Genomic DNA, 16,371 nt, shown 5'->3' on the forward strand with positions numbered 1-16,371 from the left:
GCCTGAATGAAAAAAAGCGATGTGCGGCGCCGGGTCCCCACCCACGCCGTATGGTCGTCGCCCGTGTACGTCCCTCACGAGCTTTCGCTACGACCCGTAGCGTAATACCAGGAGGGCACCGCGCGACACCACACCCCGGTGATCTCCCTCACGACCGCACAGATCCCGCCGGTTATGGTCATGGAATGCAGAGCCGCACCCCCGCCAGCCGTACCGGGCGCCCGCGCAGCGCCGCCGCGGACACCGCGATCCTGGCCGCGACCCGCGAGGCTCTGGTCGAACTCGGCTGGTCGAAACTCACCCTGGGAGACGTCGCCACCCGGGCCGGGGTTGCGAAAACCACGCTCTACCGGCGCTGGGCCGGCAAGAACGAGCTGGTCGTGGACGCGGTCGCGGAACTCTTCGACGAGCTGGAACTCCCCGACCGGGGCAGCCTCGCCGCCGACATCGAGGGCGTCGTGCTGCAGTTCGCGGCCATCCTGGCCCGCCCGGAGGCCAAGAGCGGGCTGATGGCGGTGGTCGCCGAGGCCACCCGCGACGACGCGCTGCGCGAACGCATCCGCGCCTCCATCGTGGACCGTCAGATGCGCCTGGTCCTGGCGGGCCGCGCCCGGGCCCAGCGGCGCGGCGAACTTCCGCCGGAACCGGACCCCGCCGAGGCCGCCCGCACGGGCGACCTCATCTTCGACGTGGTGGCGGGCGCGGTGGTCCACCGCACCCTGGTCAGCGGCAAACCGGCGGACGAGGAGTGGGTGCGCAGTTTCACCCGGGTCCTGCTGCTGGGCCTGACCTCGTCCGCCGGAACCGTCTAGAAACCGGCGGGCTCGGTGTACACCCCCCACTCGTCCCGCAGCACCCCGCAGATCTCGCCCAGCGTCGCCTCGGCCCGCACGGCGTCCAGCATCGGCTCGATCATGTTGGCCCCGGACCGCGCGGCGGCGAGCATCCCGTCCAGCGCCGCCCGCACCGCCGCCTCGTCCCGCGCCGCCTTCCGATCGGCGAGCACCCGCACCTGCTCCCGCTCCACCTCGTGGCTGACCCGCAGGATCTCCAGGTCACCGGTGACGGACCCGGTGTGGACATTGACGCCGACGACCCGCTTCTCGCCCTTCTCCAGGGCCTGCTGGTACCGGAAGGCGGATTCCGCGATCTCCCCGGTGAACCATCCGTCCTCGATCCCGCGCAGGATCCCGGACGTGATGGGCCCGATCGGGTGCCGCCCGTCCGGGTGAGCCCTGAGGCCCCGCTCCTTGATCTGCTCGAAGATCTTCTCCGCGTCGGCCTCGATCCGGTCCGTCAGCTGCTCGACGTACCAGGACCCGCCCAGCGGGTCGGCCACGTTGGCGACCCCGGTCTCCTCCATCAGCACCTGCTGCGTGCGCAGCGCGATCTCCGCGGCCTGCTCGGAGGGCAGTGCCAGGGTCTCGTCCAGGGCGTTGGTGTGCAGCGAGTTGGTCCCGCCGAGCACGGCGGCCAGCGCCTCCACGGCCGTGCGCACCACGTTGTTGTACGGCTGCTGCGCGGTCAGCGAGACACCCGCGGTCTGCGTGTGGAACCGCAGCCACTGCGCCTTCTCGGACCGCGCGCCGTACACGTCCCGCATCCACCGCGCCCAGATCCTGCGCGCGGCCCGGAACTTGGCGATCTCCTCGAAGAAATCGACGTGCGCGTCGAAGAAGAAGGACAGTCCCGGTGCGAAGACGTCGACGTCGAGACCGCGGCTGAGCCCCAGCTCGACGTACCCGAACCCGTCCGCGAGCGTGTACGCCAGCTCCTGCGCGGCCGTGGCCCCGGCCTCCCGGATGTGGTACCCGGAGACGGACAGCGGCTTGTACGCGGGGATGCCCGCCGCGCAGTACTCCATCAGGTCGCCGATCAGCCGCAGATGGGGCTCGGGCTGGAAGAGCCACTCCTTCTGGGCGATGTACTCCTTGAAGATGTCGGTCTGGAGGGTCCCGTTGAGCACCCCCGGATCGACGCCCTGCCGCTCGGCGGCGACCAGGTACATGCAGAAGACGGGCACGGCCGGCCCGCTGATGGTCATGGAGGTGGTGACGTCCCCCAGCGGGATGTCCTTGAACAGCACCTCCATGTCGGCGGCCGAGTCGATGGCGACCCCGCAGTGCCCGACCTCGCCGAGCGAACGGGGATCGTCGGAGTCGCGCCCCATGAGCGTCGGCATGTCGAAGGCGACGGACAGACCCCCGCCGCCGGCGGCGAGGATCATCTTGTACCGCTCGTTGGTCTGCTCGGCGTTGCCGAACCCGGCGAACTGGCGGATCGTCCAGGTACGGCCGCGGTAGCCGGTCGGATGGAGCCCGCGCGTGAAGGGGTACTCCCCGGGCCAGCCGATCCGCTCGAATCCCTCGTACGTGTCGCCCGGTCGGGGCCCGTACACCGGCTCCACGGGATCGCCGGAGAGCGTGGTGAAGTCCGCGTCGCGCTTGCGCGCGGCGTCGTAGCGGGCCTGCCAGCGTCGGCGGCCCTCCTCGATGGCGTGAGCGTCCATACCTTCGAATTTACTTGGACGTCCTAGTAAATGTCGATGGCAGACCGCCGCACGGCATCCGTACGGCGGTGTCCGCTACGCCTTGGCGACGGCCGGCGCCTCGTCGGCGACCCGGGCCTCCAGCTCACGGCTGATCTTCCGCTCCACGAAGAACGCGGCGGTGGGAATCGTCCCCGCGAGCAGCACCCACAGCTGGCGGCCGACCGGCATCCTGGCCTTGGAGCCCAGGTCGAAGGCGAAGATCAGGTAGAGGACGTACAGCCAGCCGTGGGCGATGGCGACGACCCGGGTGAAGTCGGCGGCACCGTCGACGTCCAGCCCGTACTTCGCGATCATGCTCAGGCAGAGCAGCACCAGCAGCACGCCGGTGGTGTAGGCCATGACGCGGTAGCGGGTCAGCACGCTTTTTTTCATGGAGTCGAGCGTAACCACCCGTTCCGGGAGATCTTGCCCCGGGTCACTGCTCCTCGAAGTCGTGTGCCGCGATCCGCAGCGGACGGAGCATGGCGAAGATCTCCTGGCACTCCTCCGCGTCGTACACCCCGAGTCCGAAGTCCATGGCCATCAGGTCGCGCGTGGCCGCGTCCACCACCTCCCGGCCCTTGTCGGTGATGACGGCGAGCGTGCCGCGCCCGTCGTTGGGATTGGGCCGCTTGGCCACGAGACCCGACTTCACCAGCCGGTCCACCGTGTTCGTCACGGACGTGGGATGCACCATCAGCCGCTCACCGATCTTGGACATCGGCAGCTCACCGGCCTTGGAGAAGGTGAGCAGCACCAGCGCCTCGTAGCGGGCGAACGTCAGCCCGTACGGCTTGACCACCGCGTCCACCTCGGCGAGCAGGATCTGCTGGGCCCGCATGATCGAGGTGATCGCGGCCATGGACGGCACGTTTCCCCAGCGCTGCTTCCAGAGCTCGTCGGCACGGGCGATGGGGTCGAACGGAAGGCTGAGAGGCTTCGGCACGTCATCAGACCCTACCGGCCGGTCATATGCCGGTCAGCTCCGTCTCGCCTTTCGGTCCCCGGCCGGTCACGAGCGCGCGCCGACGGTTCCGCCCCGGGCTGGTCAGGGGCGTCCGCGCCGGCGCAGGTGATGGCGGACGGCCCGCTGGGCGACCGGTCCCAGCGACTCCACCGCGGCCACCAGCGCCCCCAGCTGTTCCAGCGCGTCCAGCGCCGCGTGCGCCCCCGCCTCGTCCACCCCCTCGTACAGCTCGATCCCCACGAAGGACGCCGCCACGGCCCGCGCCAGCCCCGCCGGATCGGCGAACTCCCCGAAGGGCGTCGCCGCGAGCACCCGCCTGAGCACCTGCTCGATCTCGGTGATCCACAGGTCGAGCCCGGCCGCCGTGGCCGGCCCCAGCGCCGGATGGGTCGGTGCGCCGGCCAGCAGCTGCCCGAGCAGCGCGACATGCCCCCCGGCCCGCTCCCGCTCGTGGATCTCGCGCCCGACGGCGAGGAGTTCGGAGAGCGAACCCACCGCGGCGAGCCGCTCCCGGTACCGGCCCACGGCCTTCTCCGCGCCGTACCGGCAGGCCGCCGCCAGGAGCTCGTCCACCGATCCGAAGTGGTAGAAGACCAGCGCCTGGTTGACGCCGGCCGCCGCCGCCACCGTACGGGCCGACGTCTTGGCGATGCCCTGTTCGGTGAGCGTCCGCAGGGCGCCCTCCAGCAGCTTGGCCTTGGTCTCCTGCGCCTTCGCGGTCTCCGGGCTCATGCGCGCGCCTCCTCCCGCACCGGCCGCAGCCCGGGCCGCACCCCGCACGCGCGGAGGTCGGTGTACGACGCGGTGAAGGAGCCCTCGTAGCCGAAGAGCGGCCCGAAGTACCGGTTCACCACCCGCACCCGGATGCGGAAGCGCCCGGCGCGCTCGTCGTAGGCCTCCCGCACCTCGGCCGTGGCGCCGATCAGCTCGGGGACGCGGACGTCCACCGGCCCTTCCCGGAACCGGTGTGTGCCGGAGCGGATGAGCAGGGAGCCGTCGGGCTCGGCGTGGAAGTGCAGGTCGCTCGCGAGGTGCTGGTGGGTGCCCAGGTAGTCGAGGATGCGGTCGCCCCGGGGGCCGAGCACCATCTGCGCGTCGAAGCGGCGGGCGCCGCCGGGGAGGTCGAAGGTGCGCACGAAGCTCACCGTCTCACGGCCGAAGGTGTCGGCGTACGGCACGTTCTCGATCACGAAGGGGATGGCGCGGCCGGCCCGGGGAACCAGGATGTTCCGGGTGCCGCCGAGGGCGAGGAACGGCTTCACGAACGCCGGTCCGTGCCAGATCCGGTCCATCACGCCCCGGCCGGTGCAGGCCTCGCCGCTGTCCAGGCCCACCGAGAAGCGGCGCCGCAGGGCCGGGTGGAGGCGGTGGAAGTCGGGGCCCATCGCGGTCTGGAAGATCGAGGTCATCCGTTGTTCTCCAGGGTTTCCAGGGGCTCCGGGGTCTGCAGCGTCCTCAGGAGGCCGGGGGCGCGGGTGCGGTCGGCGGGGGCGCGCAGGCAGCGGCGGGCGGCCGGGGTGCCGGCGAGCGGCGCCTTGCACAGGGCGAGCCAGACGCCGACCACGAGCAGCAGTGGGCAGAGGTAGGCGGTGGCGTCGGCGAGGGGGCCGAGCAGGCCGGGGAGGGAGCCGCGCAGGAGCCCGGCCAGGCAGCCGGCGAGCAGCAGCGCGCGGACCGTGAGTTCGGCGAGCCAGTTGGCCAGGGCCCGCTCGGGGGTGATGCCCCGCTCCAGCCAGAGCCGGAGCCGGTCGAAGGACCAGGCGGTCGCCCAGCCCATCAGCGGGCGCAGCAGCAGGCGGTCGGCGAGGGCGCCGAGGGCTCCCCAGCGGGGGCGGTAGTCGTAGCCGGTGAGGAAGCGGACGCCGTGGGCGTCGGGGACGTAGCGCCAGTAGCCGCTGCCCTCGGCGATCAGGGAGAGGGGGTGCGGGGAGGCGAAGCGCAGGGCGGAGGTGCGGGTGCCGTCGGGGCGCTCCTTCTCGCCGGCTGCGACGCCGGTGCCGGAGACCGTGAGGAACGGCAGCACGCGCGTGGCGTACCGGAACCGCTGGGGCTCGTCCTCCGCGCGCGGGAGGTAGTCGATCTCGGTGAAGCGCAGGTCCCAGCGCTGGTGGCGGGCCGGGTCCTGGGTGCGGGCCCATAGCTCCTCGAGGTCGGCGCGGATGTGTGTCTCTATGTAGAGACCCATGTGTTCCCCCACGTCAGCACGGTGTTTGAGCGACTGCTCAAATCATCTGGCGCCGAAGGTACACCTCTTTGAGCGATCGCTCAAACCCCGGGGACGGGAAAACCCCGGCCCAGAGGACCGGGGTTCCGCGGGCGGGCCGCGCTACTGGGCGAGGTGCCGCTCGACGGTCTCCACCTTCGACGTGAGTCCGTCCGTCACGCCGGGCCGGATGTCGGCCTTGAGAACGAGCGACACGCGCGGGGCACGCGCCTCCACGGCGGCGACGGCTCGCTTCACGACGTCCATGACCTCGTCCCACTCGCCCTCGATCGAGGTGAACATGGCGTCGGTACGGTTGGGCAGGCCCGACTCGCGGACCACGCGCACGGCGTCGGCGACGTACTCCCCCACGTCCTCGCCGACGCCGAGGGGCGTCACGGAGAAGGCGACGATCATGCGTTCACGACTCCTTCCTTGCGGGCGCGGGCCGCGATGACGGCGTCCTCGGCCTCACGGCGCAGCTTGCGCTCCGCGATGAAACCGCCGCCGGGGATGATCGAGTAGGCGAAGTAGAGGGCGGCCTTCCCGCCGTTCCACTTGGTGCGGTTCCAGGCGTCCAGCCAGAACAGCACGTACAGGATGAACAGCACGCCGTGGATCGGCCCGAGCACCGGGGCGACATCGAAGCCCGACGCGACCGTGTACTTGATGATCGTGCAGGCCGCGAGGACGATCCAGGAGATGCCCTCCGGCACGGAGATCAGGCGGAGGCGGCGGATGGCGGAGGCTGTCTTGAGGTCCACGGGTCACCTTCGGTCGTGGGCGTACTGCGGTTTGTGAACGGAAGCACAAGCGTTCGCCCATTGTGGCAAACCGTCCCCGTAGGGGTCCGCTCAGGGTGGGTATCCACCCACGGGCCCTGTTCCGTCCACCCGTCCGGCGGCTACTTTCGCAGCGTGGCGATGTTCCGACTCCAAGGGAGCAAGGTGCTCGCCGTCGACATGACCGGGGACGCCGTCAAGGCGAAGAACGGCTCGATGGTCGCGTACGACGGGCAGATGGCCTTCAAGAAGCTGAGCGGTGGCGGCGAGGGGCTGCGCGGGATGGTGACCCGGCGGCTCACCGGCGAGCAGATGACGGTGATGGAGGTGAAAGGGCACGGGACCTGCTGGTTCGCTGACCGCGCGTCCGAGATCAACCTGGTCAGCCTCCAGGGCGACAAGCTCTACGTCGAGGCGGGCAACCTGCTGGCGACGGACGCGGGGCTCAGAACGGGCACGACGTTCACGGGACTGCGCGGGGCCTCGCAGGGCAACGGCCTGTTCACGACGACCGTGGAGGGCCACGGCCAGGCGGCGATCATCTCCGACGGTCCGGCGGTCGTCCTCCGGGTCAGCCCGCAGTACCCGCTGATCGTGGACCCGGGCGCCTATGTGGCCCACCAGGGCGACGTCCGGCAGTCCTTCCAGTCCGGTGTGACCTTCCGCACCCTCCTCGGGGAGGGCGGCGGCGAGGCGTTCCAGATCCGCTTCGAGGGCGACGGGCTGGTGTACGTACAGCCGAGCGAGCGGAACACGATCGCGGGGGACCTGTGAGATGACCTTCCGAGAGATCAACTCCAAGATGGTCGAGGCGACCGTGGCGCCGGGGCAGCGGCTGTTCAGCCAGCGCGGGGCGATGCTCGCCTACCAGGGCGAGGTGTCCTTCACGCCCAACGTCCAGGGCGGCCAGGGCGGGCTGATGTCCATGATCGGGCGCCGGGTGGCCGGCGAGGCGGCCCCGCTGATGACCGTGGAGGGCAGCGGCACGGTCTTCTTCGGGCACGGCGGCCACCACGTCCATGTGATCACCCTCTCCGGCGACACCCTCTATGTGGAAGCGGACCGGCTGCTCGCCTTCGAGGGCACGCTGCGGCAGGGCACGATGTTCCTGGGCTCGCAGGGCGGGGTCATGGGCATGGTGCGGGGCCAGGTGACGGGGCAGGGCCTGTTCACCACCACCCTCCAGGGGCACGGCGCGGTGGCCGTGATGGCGCACGGCGGCGTCTTCGAGATCCCGATCAGCCCGCAGCGCCCGGTCCATGTCGACCCCCAGGCCTACGTCGCCCACCACGGCGAGGTGCGCAACAAGCTGTCCACCGCGCTCGGCTGGCGCGACATGGTCGGCCGGGGCTCCGGCGAGGCCTTCCAGCTGGAGCTGAGCGGCAACGGCACGGTCTACGTCCAGGCGTCGGAGGAGAAGCTGTGAGCACCTACGGAACTCCGGGCGCCGGGCCGGTCGTGTACGACCCGATGACGCTGCCCGCCGACGACAACGTGAACACCTACACCTTCTGCGTGGAGCTGAAGGGCGGGCAGTGGTTCCTGCAGAAGGGGAAGATGATCGCCTACTACGGGGCGATCGAGTTCAACGGCATCGGGCACGGGCGACTCGACCGACTTGTCCGTAGCTCCTTCCATTCGCCACTGCACGCGAGCGACTGGGTGGTGGCGGAGGGCTCCGGCAAGATGCTGCTGGCCGACCGGGCCTTCGACGTCAACTCCTACGACCTGGACGACGGGAACTTGACCATTCGCGCGGGCAATCTGCTCGCTTTTCAGCCAAGTCTCGCGCTCAAGCAATCGATCGTGCCGGGTTTTCTGACCCTTATCGGAACCGGAAAGTTTGTGGCCGCATCTAACGGTCCGGTGGTGTTCATGGAACCTCCGATCCGGGTCGACCCTCAGGCGCTCGTCGGGTGGGCCGACTGCCCGTCCCCGTGCCATCACTACGACCATGGGTACATGGCGGGTGTACTGGGCGGTCTACGTGCGATGACGGGCTTCGGCGGGGTCTCCGGCGAGGAGCACCAGTTCGAGTTCGTGGGCGCCGGGACGGTCCTGCTGCAGTCGACGGAGACCCTCATGGCCGAGGCCGCGACGGGGGCGGTTCCGTCCGAACCGGGGGTCCCCGGAGGTGGCGGAACGGCACCGGTCGGACACGGTCCGCAATCGTCGGGCGCACCGCGCCTTCCCGGACAGCTGGGAGACCTCCAGCGTCGCTTCGGGCTGTGAGCGGTAGTCTGCGGAGTGTGACGTCGAACGCGTGCGCACAGTCACACCACCCGAAGTAGTTCGTCATTCAACTTCTTAGGTAGACTTCATTCATGGAGACCGAGACGGCCACGCGCTGGCTGACCGATGCGGAGCAGTGCGCCTGGCGCACCCACCTGGAGGTCAACAGGCTGTTGACGTACCAGCTCGAAAAGGATCTGCAGCCGTTCGGCCTGACAATGAACGACTACGAGATCCTCGTGAACCTGTCCGAGTCGGACGACGTGCGGATGCGGATGAGCGACCTCGCCTCCGCGACCCTCCAGTCCAAGAGCCGGCTCTCGCACCAGATCACGCGCATGGAGAACGCGAACCTGGTACGCCGGGAGAACTGCGAGTCCGACCGGCGGGGGCTGTACGCCGTGCTCACCGAGCACGGCATGGAGACGATGCGGAAGGTCGCGCCACACCATGTGGCGTCGGTCCGGCGGCACTTCATCGATCTGCTGTCGGCCGACGCGCTGATGGAACTGGACAAGGCGCTCAAGCCGATCGCCGAGCACCTGAGGGGGCAGCGGGGGCGTCCATGAGCCGGGCTTGCCGGCTCAGGGTGCTGTAGCCGGGCGGGGGTGGGGTCGCTTACCGGCGCGCGCCGGGCGCAGCGACGACCGCGGCCACCACGGCCACCCCGCCCGCCAGCAGGAAGCACACCTCCAGCGGTACCCGCCCGATCAGCAGCCCCGCTGCCATCGCCCCGCCCGAGCTTCCCGTGTTCACCGCCATGTTCACCCAGGCCCCGGCCCGGGTCCGGGCGCTCTCGGCCACTGACTCGTCGGCCAGGAGGTAGGCCGTGGTCAGCGCGGGAGCGACGAACGCGCCCGCGAGGGCCATCACCCCGGTGAGGGTCCACAGGCCGGGGGCCAGGGCCGCTGCCGCCAGGGTCAGCCCCAGGGCCGTGGCGAACCGGTACAGGCGGGTGCCTGCGGTCGTACGCCAGCGCAGTGCCCCGCCCGCCAGGCCGCCCAGCGCGCTGCCCGCCGAGAGCGCGCCCAGGACCCAGGGGACCAGGGCGGTGTCGTAGGAACGTTCCGTGACGAAGGCCGTCACCAGCAGCTCCACGGAGCTGAGGGCCAGCCCCACGCCCAGGGCGACCGCGACCGGCGGCAGCAGGCCCCGGACCAGGGCCGGCTGCCGTTCGCCGTGGGACGCGGGGCGTGGGCCGGTCATCGCCGGGGAGGTGACGAAGGCACAGGTGCCGGCCACGTTCAGGGCCGCGCTCAGCAGGATGCCGGCGGCCGGCGGGGCGACGGCCATGAGCCCGCCGACCAGGGCCGGACCGGAGACGTACAGCAGTTCCTCGGCGACGCCGTCCAGGCTGTAGGCGCGCTGCAACAGCGCGCGGTCCGGGACCAGTTCGGACCACAGGGTGCGCATGACCGGGCCCAGCGGGGGCGCGCAGCAGCCCGCGAGCGCGGCCGCGCCGGCGACGGCCGCCGCCGGTGCCCCGGGACGCCAGGTCAGGACGGCGAGGACGGTCAGCAGGGCGCCGTAGAGCACGGACATGGGCAGCAGGGCCCGGCGTGGGCCATGGCCGTCGATCAGGGCGGCCCGCAGCGGCATCAGGAAGACCGTCGTCGCCCCGAACAGGGACAGCACGAGCCCGGAGACGGCCCAGGAGCCGGTGGCTTGGGTGACGGACAGCAGGACGGCGAGGGAGACCGTGCCGTAGGACAGGCGGGCCGCCAGGGCGGCGGTGAAGGTGCGGCGCGCATGGGGAACGCGCAGGACGGCGGCGTACGAGGGCCGCGAAAGGTGCGTGGACACGCGGAAGTTCCTCTGGAAGAGGCGGAAGAGGGACACCGAAGGGCGCGGTGGCCGCTTCTCCGGCCCCGCGATCCCGGGTGCGCTCTACGCCAGGGAGAGGAACATGGCGCTCAAGTTAGCAGTACGTCTGCCGGGCTGACCAGTGGTCAGCCCTGCGTCAGGCCCGTGACCAGCTCGTCGGCCGCGCGGTACGGGTCGAGTTCGCCGGCGACGATCCGCTCGGCGAGGGCGCTGAGGCGGCGGTCGCCGTGCAGGTCGCCGATGCGTTCGCGCAGCGCGGTGACGGCGATGGTCTCCACCTCGCGGGCCGCGCGGGCCCTGCGGCGCTCGGCGAGGACGCCGCGCTCCTCCATCCAGGCCCGGTGCTTCTCCAGGGCCTCCACCACCTCGTCGACGCCCTCGGCGCGGGCCGCGACGGTCTTCACGATCGGCGGGCGCCAGTCGCCGGGGCCGCGGGACTCGCCCAGGCCCAGCATGTGGTTCAGCTCGCGGGCGGTGGCGTCGGCGCCGTCCCGGTCGGCCTTGTTGACGACGTAGACGTCGCCGATCTCCAGGATGCCGGCCTTCGCCGCCTGGATGCCGTCGCCCATGCCGGGGGCCAGGAGGACCACGCTGGTGTCGGCCTGGGATGCGATCTCCACCTCCGACTGGCCCACGCCGACGGTCTCGACCAGGATCACGTCGCAGCCCGCCGCGTCCAGTACCCGGATGGCCTGGGGGGCCGCCCAGGCCAGGCCGCCGAGGTGGCCGCGGGTGGCCATCGAGCGGATGTAGACGCCGGGGTCGGAGGCGTGCTCCGACATCCGGACCCGGTCGCCGAGCAGGGCGCCGCCGGAGAACGGGGACGAGGGGTCGACGGCCAGGACGCCGACCCGCTTGCCCTGCTTGCGGTACGCGGTGACGAGCGCGGAGGTGGAGGTGGACTTGCCGACGCCGGGCGAGCCGGTCAGGCCGACCACATAGGCGTTGCCGGTCAGCGGCGCGAGCGCCGCCATCACCTCCCTGAGCTGCGGGGACGCCCCCTCCACGAGGGAGATCAGCCGGGCCACGGCCCGCGGCCGGCCTTCCCTGGCCTGGGCCACCAGAGAGGAGACGTCCTGCATCAAACAGCTCCGTTCACTTCGCCGACGTAAACCGGTTCTCAGGCCTTCGGTACCCGCACGATCAGGGCGTCACCCTGGCCGCCGCCACCGCACAGCGCGGCCGCGCCGACGCCGCCGCCGCGCCGCTTCAGCTCCAGCGCCAAGTGGAGCACGATCCGGGCGCCGGACATGCCGATCGGGTGGCCCAGCGCGATCGCGCCGCCGTTGACGTTCACCTTTTCCGTGGACACGCCGAGGTCCTTCATTGACTGCACGGCGACGGCGGCGAAGGCCTCGTTGATCTCGATGAGGTCGAGGTCGGAGACCTCCAGGCCCTCCTTCTTGAGGGCGTGCTGGATGGCGTTGGACGGCTGGGACTGCAGCGAGTTGTCCGGGCCGGCCACATTGCCGTGCGCGCCGATCTCGGCGAGCCAGGTCAGGCCCAGCTCCTCGGCCTTGGCCTTGCTCATCACGACGACCGCGGCGGCGCCGTCGGAGATCTGCGAGGAGGTGCCGGCGGTGATGGTGCCGTCCTTGGCGAAGGCCGGGCGGAGCTTGGCCAGGGACTCCACGGTGGTGTCGCCGCGGATGCCCTCGTCCTTGCTGAACAGCACCGGGTCGCCCTTGCGCTGCGGGATCTCCACCGGGGTGATCTCGGCCTCGAACAGGCCGTTCTTCTGGGCGGCGGCGGCCCGCTGGTGCGACAGGGCGGCGATCTCGTCCTGCTCGGGGCGCTTGATGCCGAGGCGGGTGTTGTGCTTCTCGGTGGACTCGCCCATGGCGATGCCCTCGAAGGAGTCGGTCAGGCCGTCGTGGGCCATCGCGTCGAGCATCTCGACCGCGCCGTACTTGTAGCCGTCGCGGGACTTCGGGAGCAGGTGCGGGGCGTTGGTCATGGACTCCTGGCCGCCCGCGACGATGATGTCGAACTCGCCGGCGCGGATCAGCTGGTCCGCGAGGGCGATGGCGTCGAGGCCGGAGAGGCACACCTTGTTGATGGTGAGCGCCGGGACGTTCATCGGGATGCCGGCCTTGACGGCGGCCTGGCGGGCCGGGATCTGGCCCGCGCCGGCCTGCAGGACCTGGCCCATGATCACGTACTGCACCTGGTCGCCGCCGATCCCCGCACGGTCGAGGGCGGCCTTGATCGCGAAGCCGCCCAGGTCGGCTCCGGAGAAGGACTTCAGCGAGCCCAGCAGCCGCCCCATGGGCGTCCGGGCGCCCGCGACGATCACCGAGCTGGTCGTTCCAGAAGACATGAGGTGCGATCCCCTTACCGGCCTGCACAGCCGAGGAGTGAACGAGGGTTTACTTCGAATGTACTGAGCGGTTGGACACGGCGTCACCGGCCTGTCGGTGTGATCGCGCGCACGTTGCGTAACCACCCCGGGAGCGCTGCACTGAATCCATGCTGACGCGAATCGACCACATCGGGATCGCCTGCCACGACCTCGACGCGACCGTCGAGTTCTACCGGGCCACGTACGGCTTCGAGGTGTTCCACACCGAGATCAACGAGGAGCAGGGCGTGCGCGAGGCCATGCTCAAGATCAACGAGACCTCGGACGGCGGTGCCTCCTACCTCCAGCTGCTGGAACCGATCCGTGAGGACTCCACGGTCGCCAAGTGGCTCGCGAAGAACGGGGAGGGCGTGCACCACATCGCCTTCGGCACGGCGGACGTCGACGGGGACTCCGAGGAGATCCGCGGCAAGGGCGTCCGGGTGCTGTACGAGGAGCCTCGGAGGGGCTCCATGGGGTCGCGGATCACCTTCCTGCACCCCAAGGACTGCCACGGTGTTCTGACAGAACTGGTCACTTCGGCCCCTGTTGAGTCACCTGAGCACTGACCCCCGTACATAAGGGCCGGTAGGGTTGGGGGCGATCGTCCCTGAAACGGGGACGATCGCATGCCGGGGTCCGGGTTTCGGGGGACGTGCGTCGGGGCAGCAGCCCGTGCTCCGCCGTTGATCTGACACCATTCCCCGGGGGCCCCGTTCGGCGGAGGACGAGGCTCGTTGGAGAAGCTGACCAGGGGACGGATGGGACCGCGCAGTGCGGGGCTACGAGAGCCAGGAGCGAGAGCCGGCGGCTGACGTCGACCACCTCTCTCGGTTCGAGGCCGAGATGAAGCGGCTGAGGACCGAGCGCGAGAAGGCGATCCAGCACGCCGAGGACCTCGGCTACCAGGTCGAGGTGCTGCGCGCCAAGCTGCACGAGGCGCGGCGCACCCTCATGACCCGGCCCGCCTACGACGCGGGTGACATCGGCTACCAGGCCGAGCAGTTGCTCCGCAACGCCCAGATGCAGGCCGAGCAGCTGCGCCAGGACGCCGAGCGGGAGCTGAGCCAGGCCCGCGCGCAGACCCAGCGCATCCTCCAGGAGCACGCCGAGCAGGCCGCCCGGCTCCAGGCCGAGCTGCACCAGGAGGCGGTGACCCGGCGCCAGCAGCTCGACCAGGAGCTGGCCGAGCGCCGCGCCACCGTCGAGTCGCACGTCAACGAGAACGTCGCCTGGGCGGAGCAGCTGCGCGCCCGTACGGAGCAGCAGGCCCGCCGGCTGCTGGAGGAGTCCCGCGCGGAGGCCGAGCAGGCGATGGCCGCCGCCCGCGCGGAGGCCGAGCGGCTGACCCGGGAAGCCCGGGAGCGGCTGCAGAGCGAGGCCGAGTCGGCGCGCGCGGAGGCCGAGCAGATCCTGCGCCGGGCCCGCACGGACGCCGAGCGGCTGCTGAACGCCGCGTCCACGCAGGCGCAGGAGGCCACCGAGCACGCCGAGCAGCTGCGTACGGCGACGGTCACCGAGTCGGACGCCGCCCGCCGGCAGGCCGCCGAGCTGAGCCGGGCCGCCGAGGAGCGGATGGCCGCGGCCGAGGAGGCGCTGCGCAAGGCGCAGGCCGAGGCCGAGAAGGTGGTCACCGAGGCGAAGGAGGCCGCCGCCAAGGCCCTCGCGAGTGCGGAGGCCGCCAACGAGACGCGCACGCGCACCGCCAAGGAGCAGGTCGCCCGGCTGGTCGAGGAGGCCACCAAGGAGGCCGAGCACACGAAGTCCGAGGCCGAGCAGCTGGTCGCGGACGCCCGGGCCGAGGCCGAGAAGATCGTCGCCGAGGCCGCCGAGAAGGCCCGCACGATCACCGCCGAGGAGACGGCCACCCAGCTGTCCAAGGCGGCCAGGACCGCCGAGGAGGTCCTGAACAAGGCGTCCGAGGACGCCCAGAAGACCACCAGGGCCGCCGCGGAGGAGGCCGAGCGGATCCGCTCGGAGGCCGAGGCGGAGGCGGACCGGCTGCGCGCCGAGGCGCACGACATCGCCGAGCAGCTCAAGGGCGCGGCGAAGGACGACACCAAGGAGTACCGCGCCAAGACGGTCGAGCTGCAGGAGGAGGCCCGCCGGCTGCGCGGCGAGGCCGAGCAGCTGCGCGCCGACGCGGTCGCCGAGGGCGAGTCGATCCGTGCCGAGGCCCGCCGGGAGGCGGTGGCGCAGATCGAGGAGGCGGCCAAGTCCGCCGAGGAGCTGCTGGCGAAGGCCAAGGCGGACGCCGACGAGCTGCGGCAGACCGCGACCGCCGACAGCGAGAAGGTCCGCACCGAGGCCATCGAGCGCGCCACGAGCCTGCGCCGGCAGGCCGAGGAGACCCTGGAGCGCACCCGCAAGGAGGCCGAGCGGCTGCGCGCCGAGGCCGCCGAGCAGGCCGAGACGGTCGCCGCGGACGCCGAGAAGGCCGCGCGGGAGCTGCGCGAGGAGACCGAGAAGGCCGTCGAGGCCCGCCGTACCGAGGCCGCCGAGGAGCTGACGCGGCTCCAGACGGAGGCGCAGGAGCGGCTGGCGTCGGCCGAGCAGGCGCTGACCGACGCCCGTGAGGAAGCCTCCCGGATCCGTAAGGAGGCCGCCGAGGAGACCGAGCGGCTGCGCGCGGAGGCCGCCGAGCGGATCCGTACGCTCCAGCAGCAGGCCGAGGCCGAGGCCGAGCGGCTGCGCACCGAGGCCGCGTCCGACGCGTCCGCCTCCCGTGCCGAGGGCGAGGCCGTCGCCGTACGGCTGCGCAGCGAGGCCGCCGCCGAGGCCGAGCGGCTGAAGACCGAGGCCCAGGACTCCGCCGACCGGGTGCGCGCGGAGGCGCAGGCCGCCGCCGAGCGGCTCGGCACCGAGGCGTCCGAGACGCTGGCCGCCGCGCAGGAGGAGGCCGCCCGGCGCCGTCGCGAGGCCGAGGAACTCCTCGGCGCGGCCCGTGAGGAGGCCGACCAGGAGCGGCAGCGGGCCCGTCAGCAGAGCGAGGAGCTGCTGGCCTCCGCCCGCAAGCGGGTCGAGGAGGCGCAGGCCGAGGCGACCCGGCTGGTGGAGGAGGCCGACCGGCGGGCGACCGAGATGGTCGCCGCCGCCGAGCAGCACGCGCAGCAGGTCCGGGACTCCGTCGCCGGGCTGCACGAGCAGGCGCAGGAGGAGATCGCCGGGCTGCGTTCGGCCGCCGAGCACGCGGCGGAGCGTACGAAGCGGGAGGCCGAGGAGGAGGCGGACCGGGTCCGCGCCGACGCCTACGCCGAGCGGGAGCGGGCCAGCGAGGACGCGTCCCGGATCCGGCGCGAGGCGAACGAGGAGTCGGAGGCCGCCAAGGCGCTGGCCGAGCGGACGATGGCGGAGGCCATCGCGGAGGCCGAGCGGCTGCGCGCGGACGCCGGCGACTACGCCCAGCGGGTGCGCACCGAGGCGTCGGACGCGCTGGCCGAGGCGGACCAGGCGGCGGCCCGTACCCGGGCGGACGCCCGCGAGGACGCCAAC

At 71.7% G+C, this 16,371-nt stretch carries 18 protein-coding genes; 7 read left to right on the forward strand and 11 right to left on the reverse strand.

Annotation, left to right across the window (positions count from 1 at the left end; genetic code table 11):
* Positions 1-185: 185 nt before the first annotated feature.
* A complete protein-coding gene (locus ACZ4U1_RS37140; RefSeq protein WP_467908582.1) occupies positions 186-812 on the forward strand; it encodes a TetR/AcrR family transcriptional regulator in 627 nt (208 codons plus the stop codon).
* On the opposite strand, the gene ACZ4U1_RS37145 is transcribed toward ACZ4U1_RS37140, so the two are convergent.
* The 8 genes from ACZ4U1_RS37145 to ACZ4U1_RS37180 all read right to left on the reverse strand — a co-directional run bounded on the left by ACZ4U1_RS37145 (position 809) and on the right by ACZ4U1_RS37180 (position 6,464).
* Entirely contained in the window at positions 809-2,509 is a 1,701-nt protein-coding gene (locus ACZ4U1_RS37145; protein WP_467908583.1) for an acyl-CoA mutase large subunit family protein, read from the reverse strand. The genes ACZ4U1_RS37140 and ACZ4U1_RS37145 overlap by 4 nt on opposite strands.
* A 75-nt stretch (positions 2,510-2,584) precedes the next feature.
* A complete protein-coding gene (locus ACZ4U1_RS37150; protein ID WP_467908584.1) occupies positions 2,585-2,923 on the reverse strand; it encodes a DUF3817 domain-containing protein in 339 nt (112 codons plus the stop codon).
* A 43-nt stretch (positions 2,924-2,966) separates the two neighbouring features.
* The gene (locus tag ACZ4U1_RS37155; RefSeq protein ID WP_467908585.1) at positions 2,967-3,476 is read right to left on the reverse strand and encodes a MarR family winged helix-turn-helix transcriptional regulator; all 510 of its coding nucleotides are present in this window, start codon (positions 3,474-3,476) and stop codon (positions 2,967-2,969) included.
* A 102-nt stretch (positions 3,477-3,578) separates the two neighbouring features.
* Positions 3,579-4,229: a TetR/AcrR family transcriptional regulator gene (locus tag ACZ4U1_RS37160; protein WP_467908586.1), complete on the reverse strand. Its 651-nt coding sequence runs from the start codon at positions 4,227-4,229 to the stop codon at positions 3,579-3,581.
* A complete protein-coding gene (locus tag ACZ4U1_RS37165) occupies positions 4,226-4,906 on the reverse strand; it encodes a DUF4166 domain-containing protein (protein ID WP_467908587.1) in 681 nt (226 codons plus the stop codon). The genes ACZ4U1_RS37160 and ACZ4U1_RS37165 overlap by 4 nt, the downstream gene beginning before the upstream one ends.
* Positions 4,903-5,682, reverse strand: a complete 780-nt coding sequence (locus ACZ4U1_RS37170) for a hypothetical protein (RefSeq protein ID WP_467908588.1) — start codon at positions 5,680-5,682, stop codon at positions 4,903-4,905. Before ACZ4U1_RS37170 ends, ACZ4U1_RS37165 begins: the two co-directional genes overlap by 4 nt.
* A 141-nt stretch (positions 5,683-5,823) precedes the next feature.
* Positions 5,824-6,117, reverse strand: a complete 294-nt coding sequence (locus ACZ4U1_RS37175; protein WP_014675047.1) for an MTH1187 family thiamine-binding protein — start codon at positions 6,115-6,117, stop codon at positions 5,824-5,826.
* A complete protein-coding gene (locus ACZ4U1_RS37180; protein ID WP_467908589.1) occupies positions 6,114-6,464 on the reverse strand; it encodes a DUF3817 domain-containing protein in 351 nt (116 codons plus the stop codon). The genes ACZ4U1_RS37175 and ACZ4U1_RS37180 overlap by 4 nt, the downstream gene beginning before the upstream one ends.
* A 159-nt stretch (positions 6,465-6,623) precedes the next feature.
* Between ACZ4U1_RS37180 and ACZ4U1_RS37185 the strand changes: the two genes are divergently transcribed.
* From ACZ4U1_RS37185 to ACZ4U1_RS37200, 4 genes are all read left to right on the forward strand, one after another.
* Positions 6,624-7,256, forward strand: coding sequence for an AIM24 family protein (locus ACZ4U1_RS37185; RefSeq protein WP_467908649.1), 633 nt, complete (start codon positions 6,624-6,626; stop codon positions 7,254-7,256).
* A gap of 1 nt (position 7,257) precedes the next feature.
* The gene (locus ACZ4U1_RS37190; RefSeq protein WP_467908590.1) at positions 7,258-7,908 is read left to right on the forward strand and encodes an AIM24 family protein; all 651 of its coding nucleotides are present in this window, start codon (positions 7,258-7,260) and stop codon (positions 7,906-7,908) included.
* The gene (locus tag ACZ4U1_RS37195; RefSeq protein WP_467908591.1) at positions 7,905-8,714 is read left to right on the forward strand and encodes an AIM24 family protein; all 810 of its coding nucleotides are present in this window, start codon (positions 7,905-7,907) and stop codon (positions 8,712-8,714) included. The genes ACZ4U1_RS37190 and ACZ4U1_RS37195 overlap by 4 nt, the downstream gene beginning before the upstream one ends.
* Before the next feature lie 92 nt (positions 8,715-8,806).
* Entirely contained in the window at positions 8,807-9,283 is a 477-nt protein-coding gene (locus ACZ4U1_RS37200; protein ID WP_356154793.1) for a MarR family winged helix-turn-helix transcriptional regulator, read from the forward strand.
* Positions 9,284-9,332: 49 nt separating this feature from the next.
* Here the strand turns inward: ACZ4U1_RS37200 and ACZ4U1_RS37205 are convergent, their stop codons facing one another.
* The 3 genes from ACZ4U1_RS37205 to ACZ4U1_RS37215 all read right to left on the reverse strand — a co-directional run bounded on the left by ACZ4U1_RS37205 (position 9,333) and on the right by ACZ4U1_RS37215 (position 12,858).
* Positions 9,333-10,517: an MFS transporter gene (locus tag ACZ4U1_RS37205; RefSeq protein ID WP_467908592.1), complete on the reverse strand. Its 1,185-nt coding sequence runs from the start codon at positions 10,515-10,517 to the stop codon at positions 9,333-9,335.
* Positions 10,518-10,663: 146 nt separating this feature from the next.
* Complete coding sequence (meaB, locus tag ACZ4U1_RS37210; protein WP_467908593.1) at positions 10,664-11,620, reverse strand: methylmalonyl Co-A mutase-associated GTPase MeaB; 957 nt, start codon at positions 11,618-11,620, stop codon at positions 10,664-10,666.
* Between the two features lie 38 nt (positions 11,621-11,658).
* Positions 11,659-12,858: an acetyl-CoA C-acetyltransferase gene (locus ACZ4U1_RS37215; RefSeq protein ID WP_467908594.1), complete on the reverse strand. Its 1,200-nt coding sequence runs from the start codon at positions 12,856-12,858 to the stop codon at positions 11,659-11,661.
* A gap of 149 nt (positions 12,859-13,007) precedes the next feature.
* Between ACZ4U1_RS37215 and mce the strand changes: the two genes are divergently transcribed.
* Both mce and scy read left to right on the forward strand, forming a co-directional pair.
* Positions 13,008-13,448 carry a methylmalonyl-CoA epimerase gene (gene mce / locus ACZ4U1_RS37220; protein ID WP_467908595.1) on the forward strand — a complete coding sequence of 147 codons (441 nt, stop codon included), beginning with the start codon at positions 13,008-13,010 and terminating at the stop codon, positions 13,446-13,448.
* Between the two features lie 205 nt (positions 13,449-13,653).
* A partial coding sequence (scy, locus tag ACZ4U1_RS37225; RefSeq protein WP_467908596.1) for a polarized growth protein Scy occupies positions 13,654-16,371 on the forward strand: 2,718 nt, incomplete at its 3' end.

The sequence above is a fragment of the Streptomyces sp. NPDC028928 genome, from assembly GCF_055564915.1.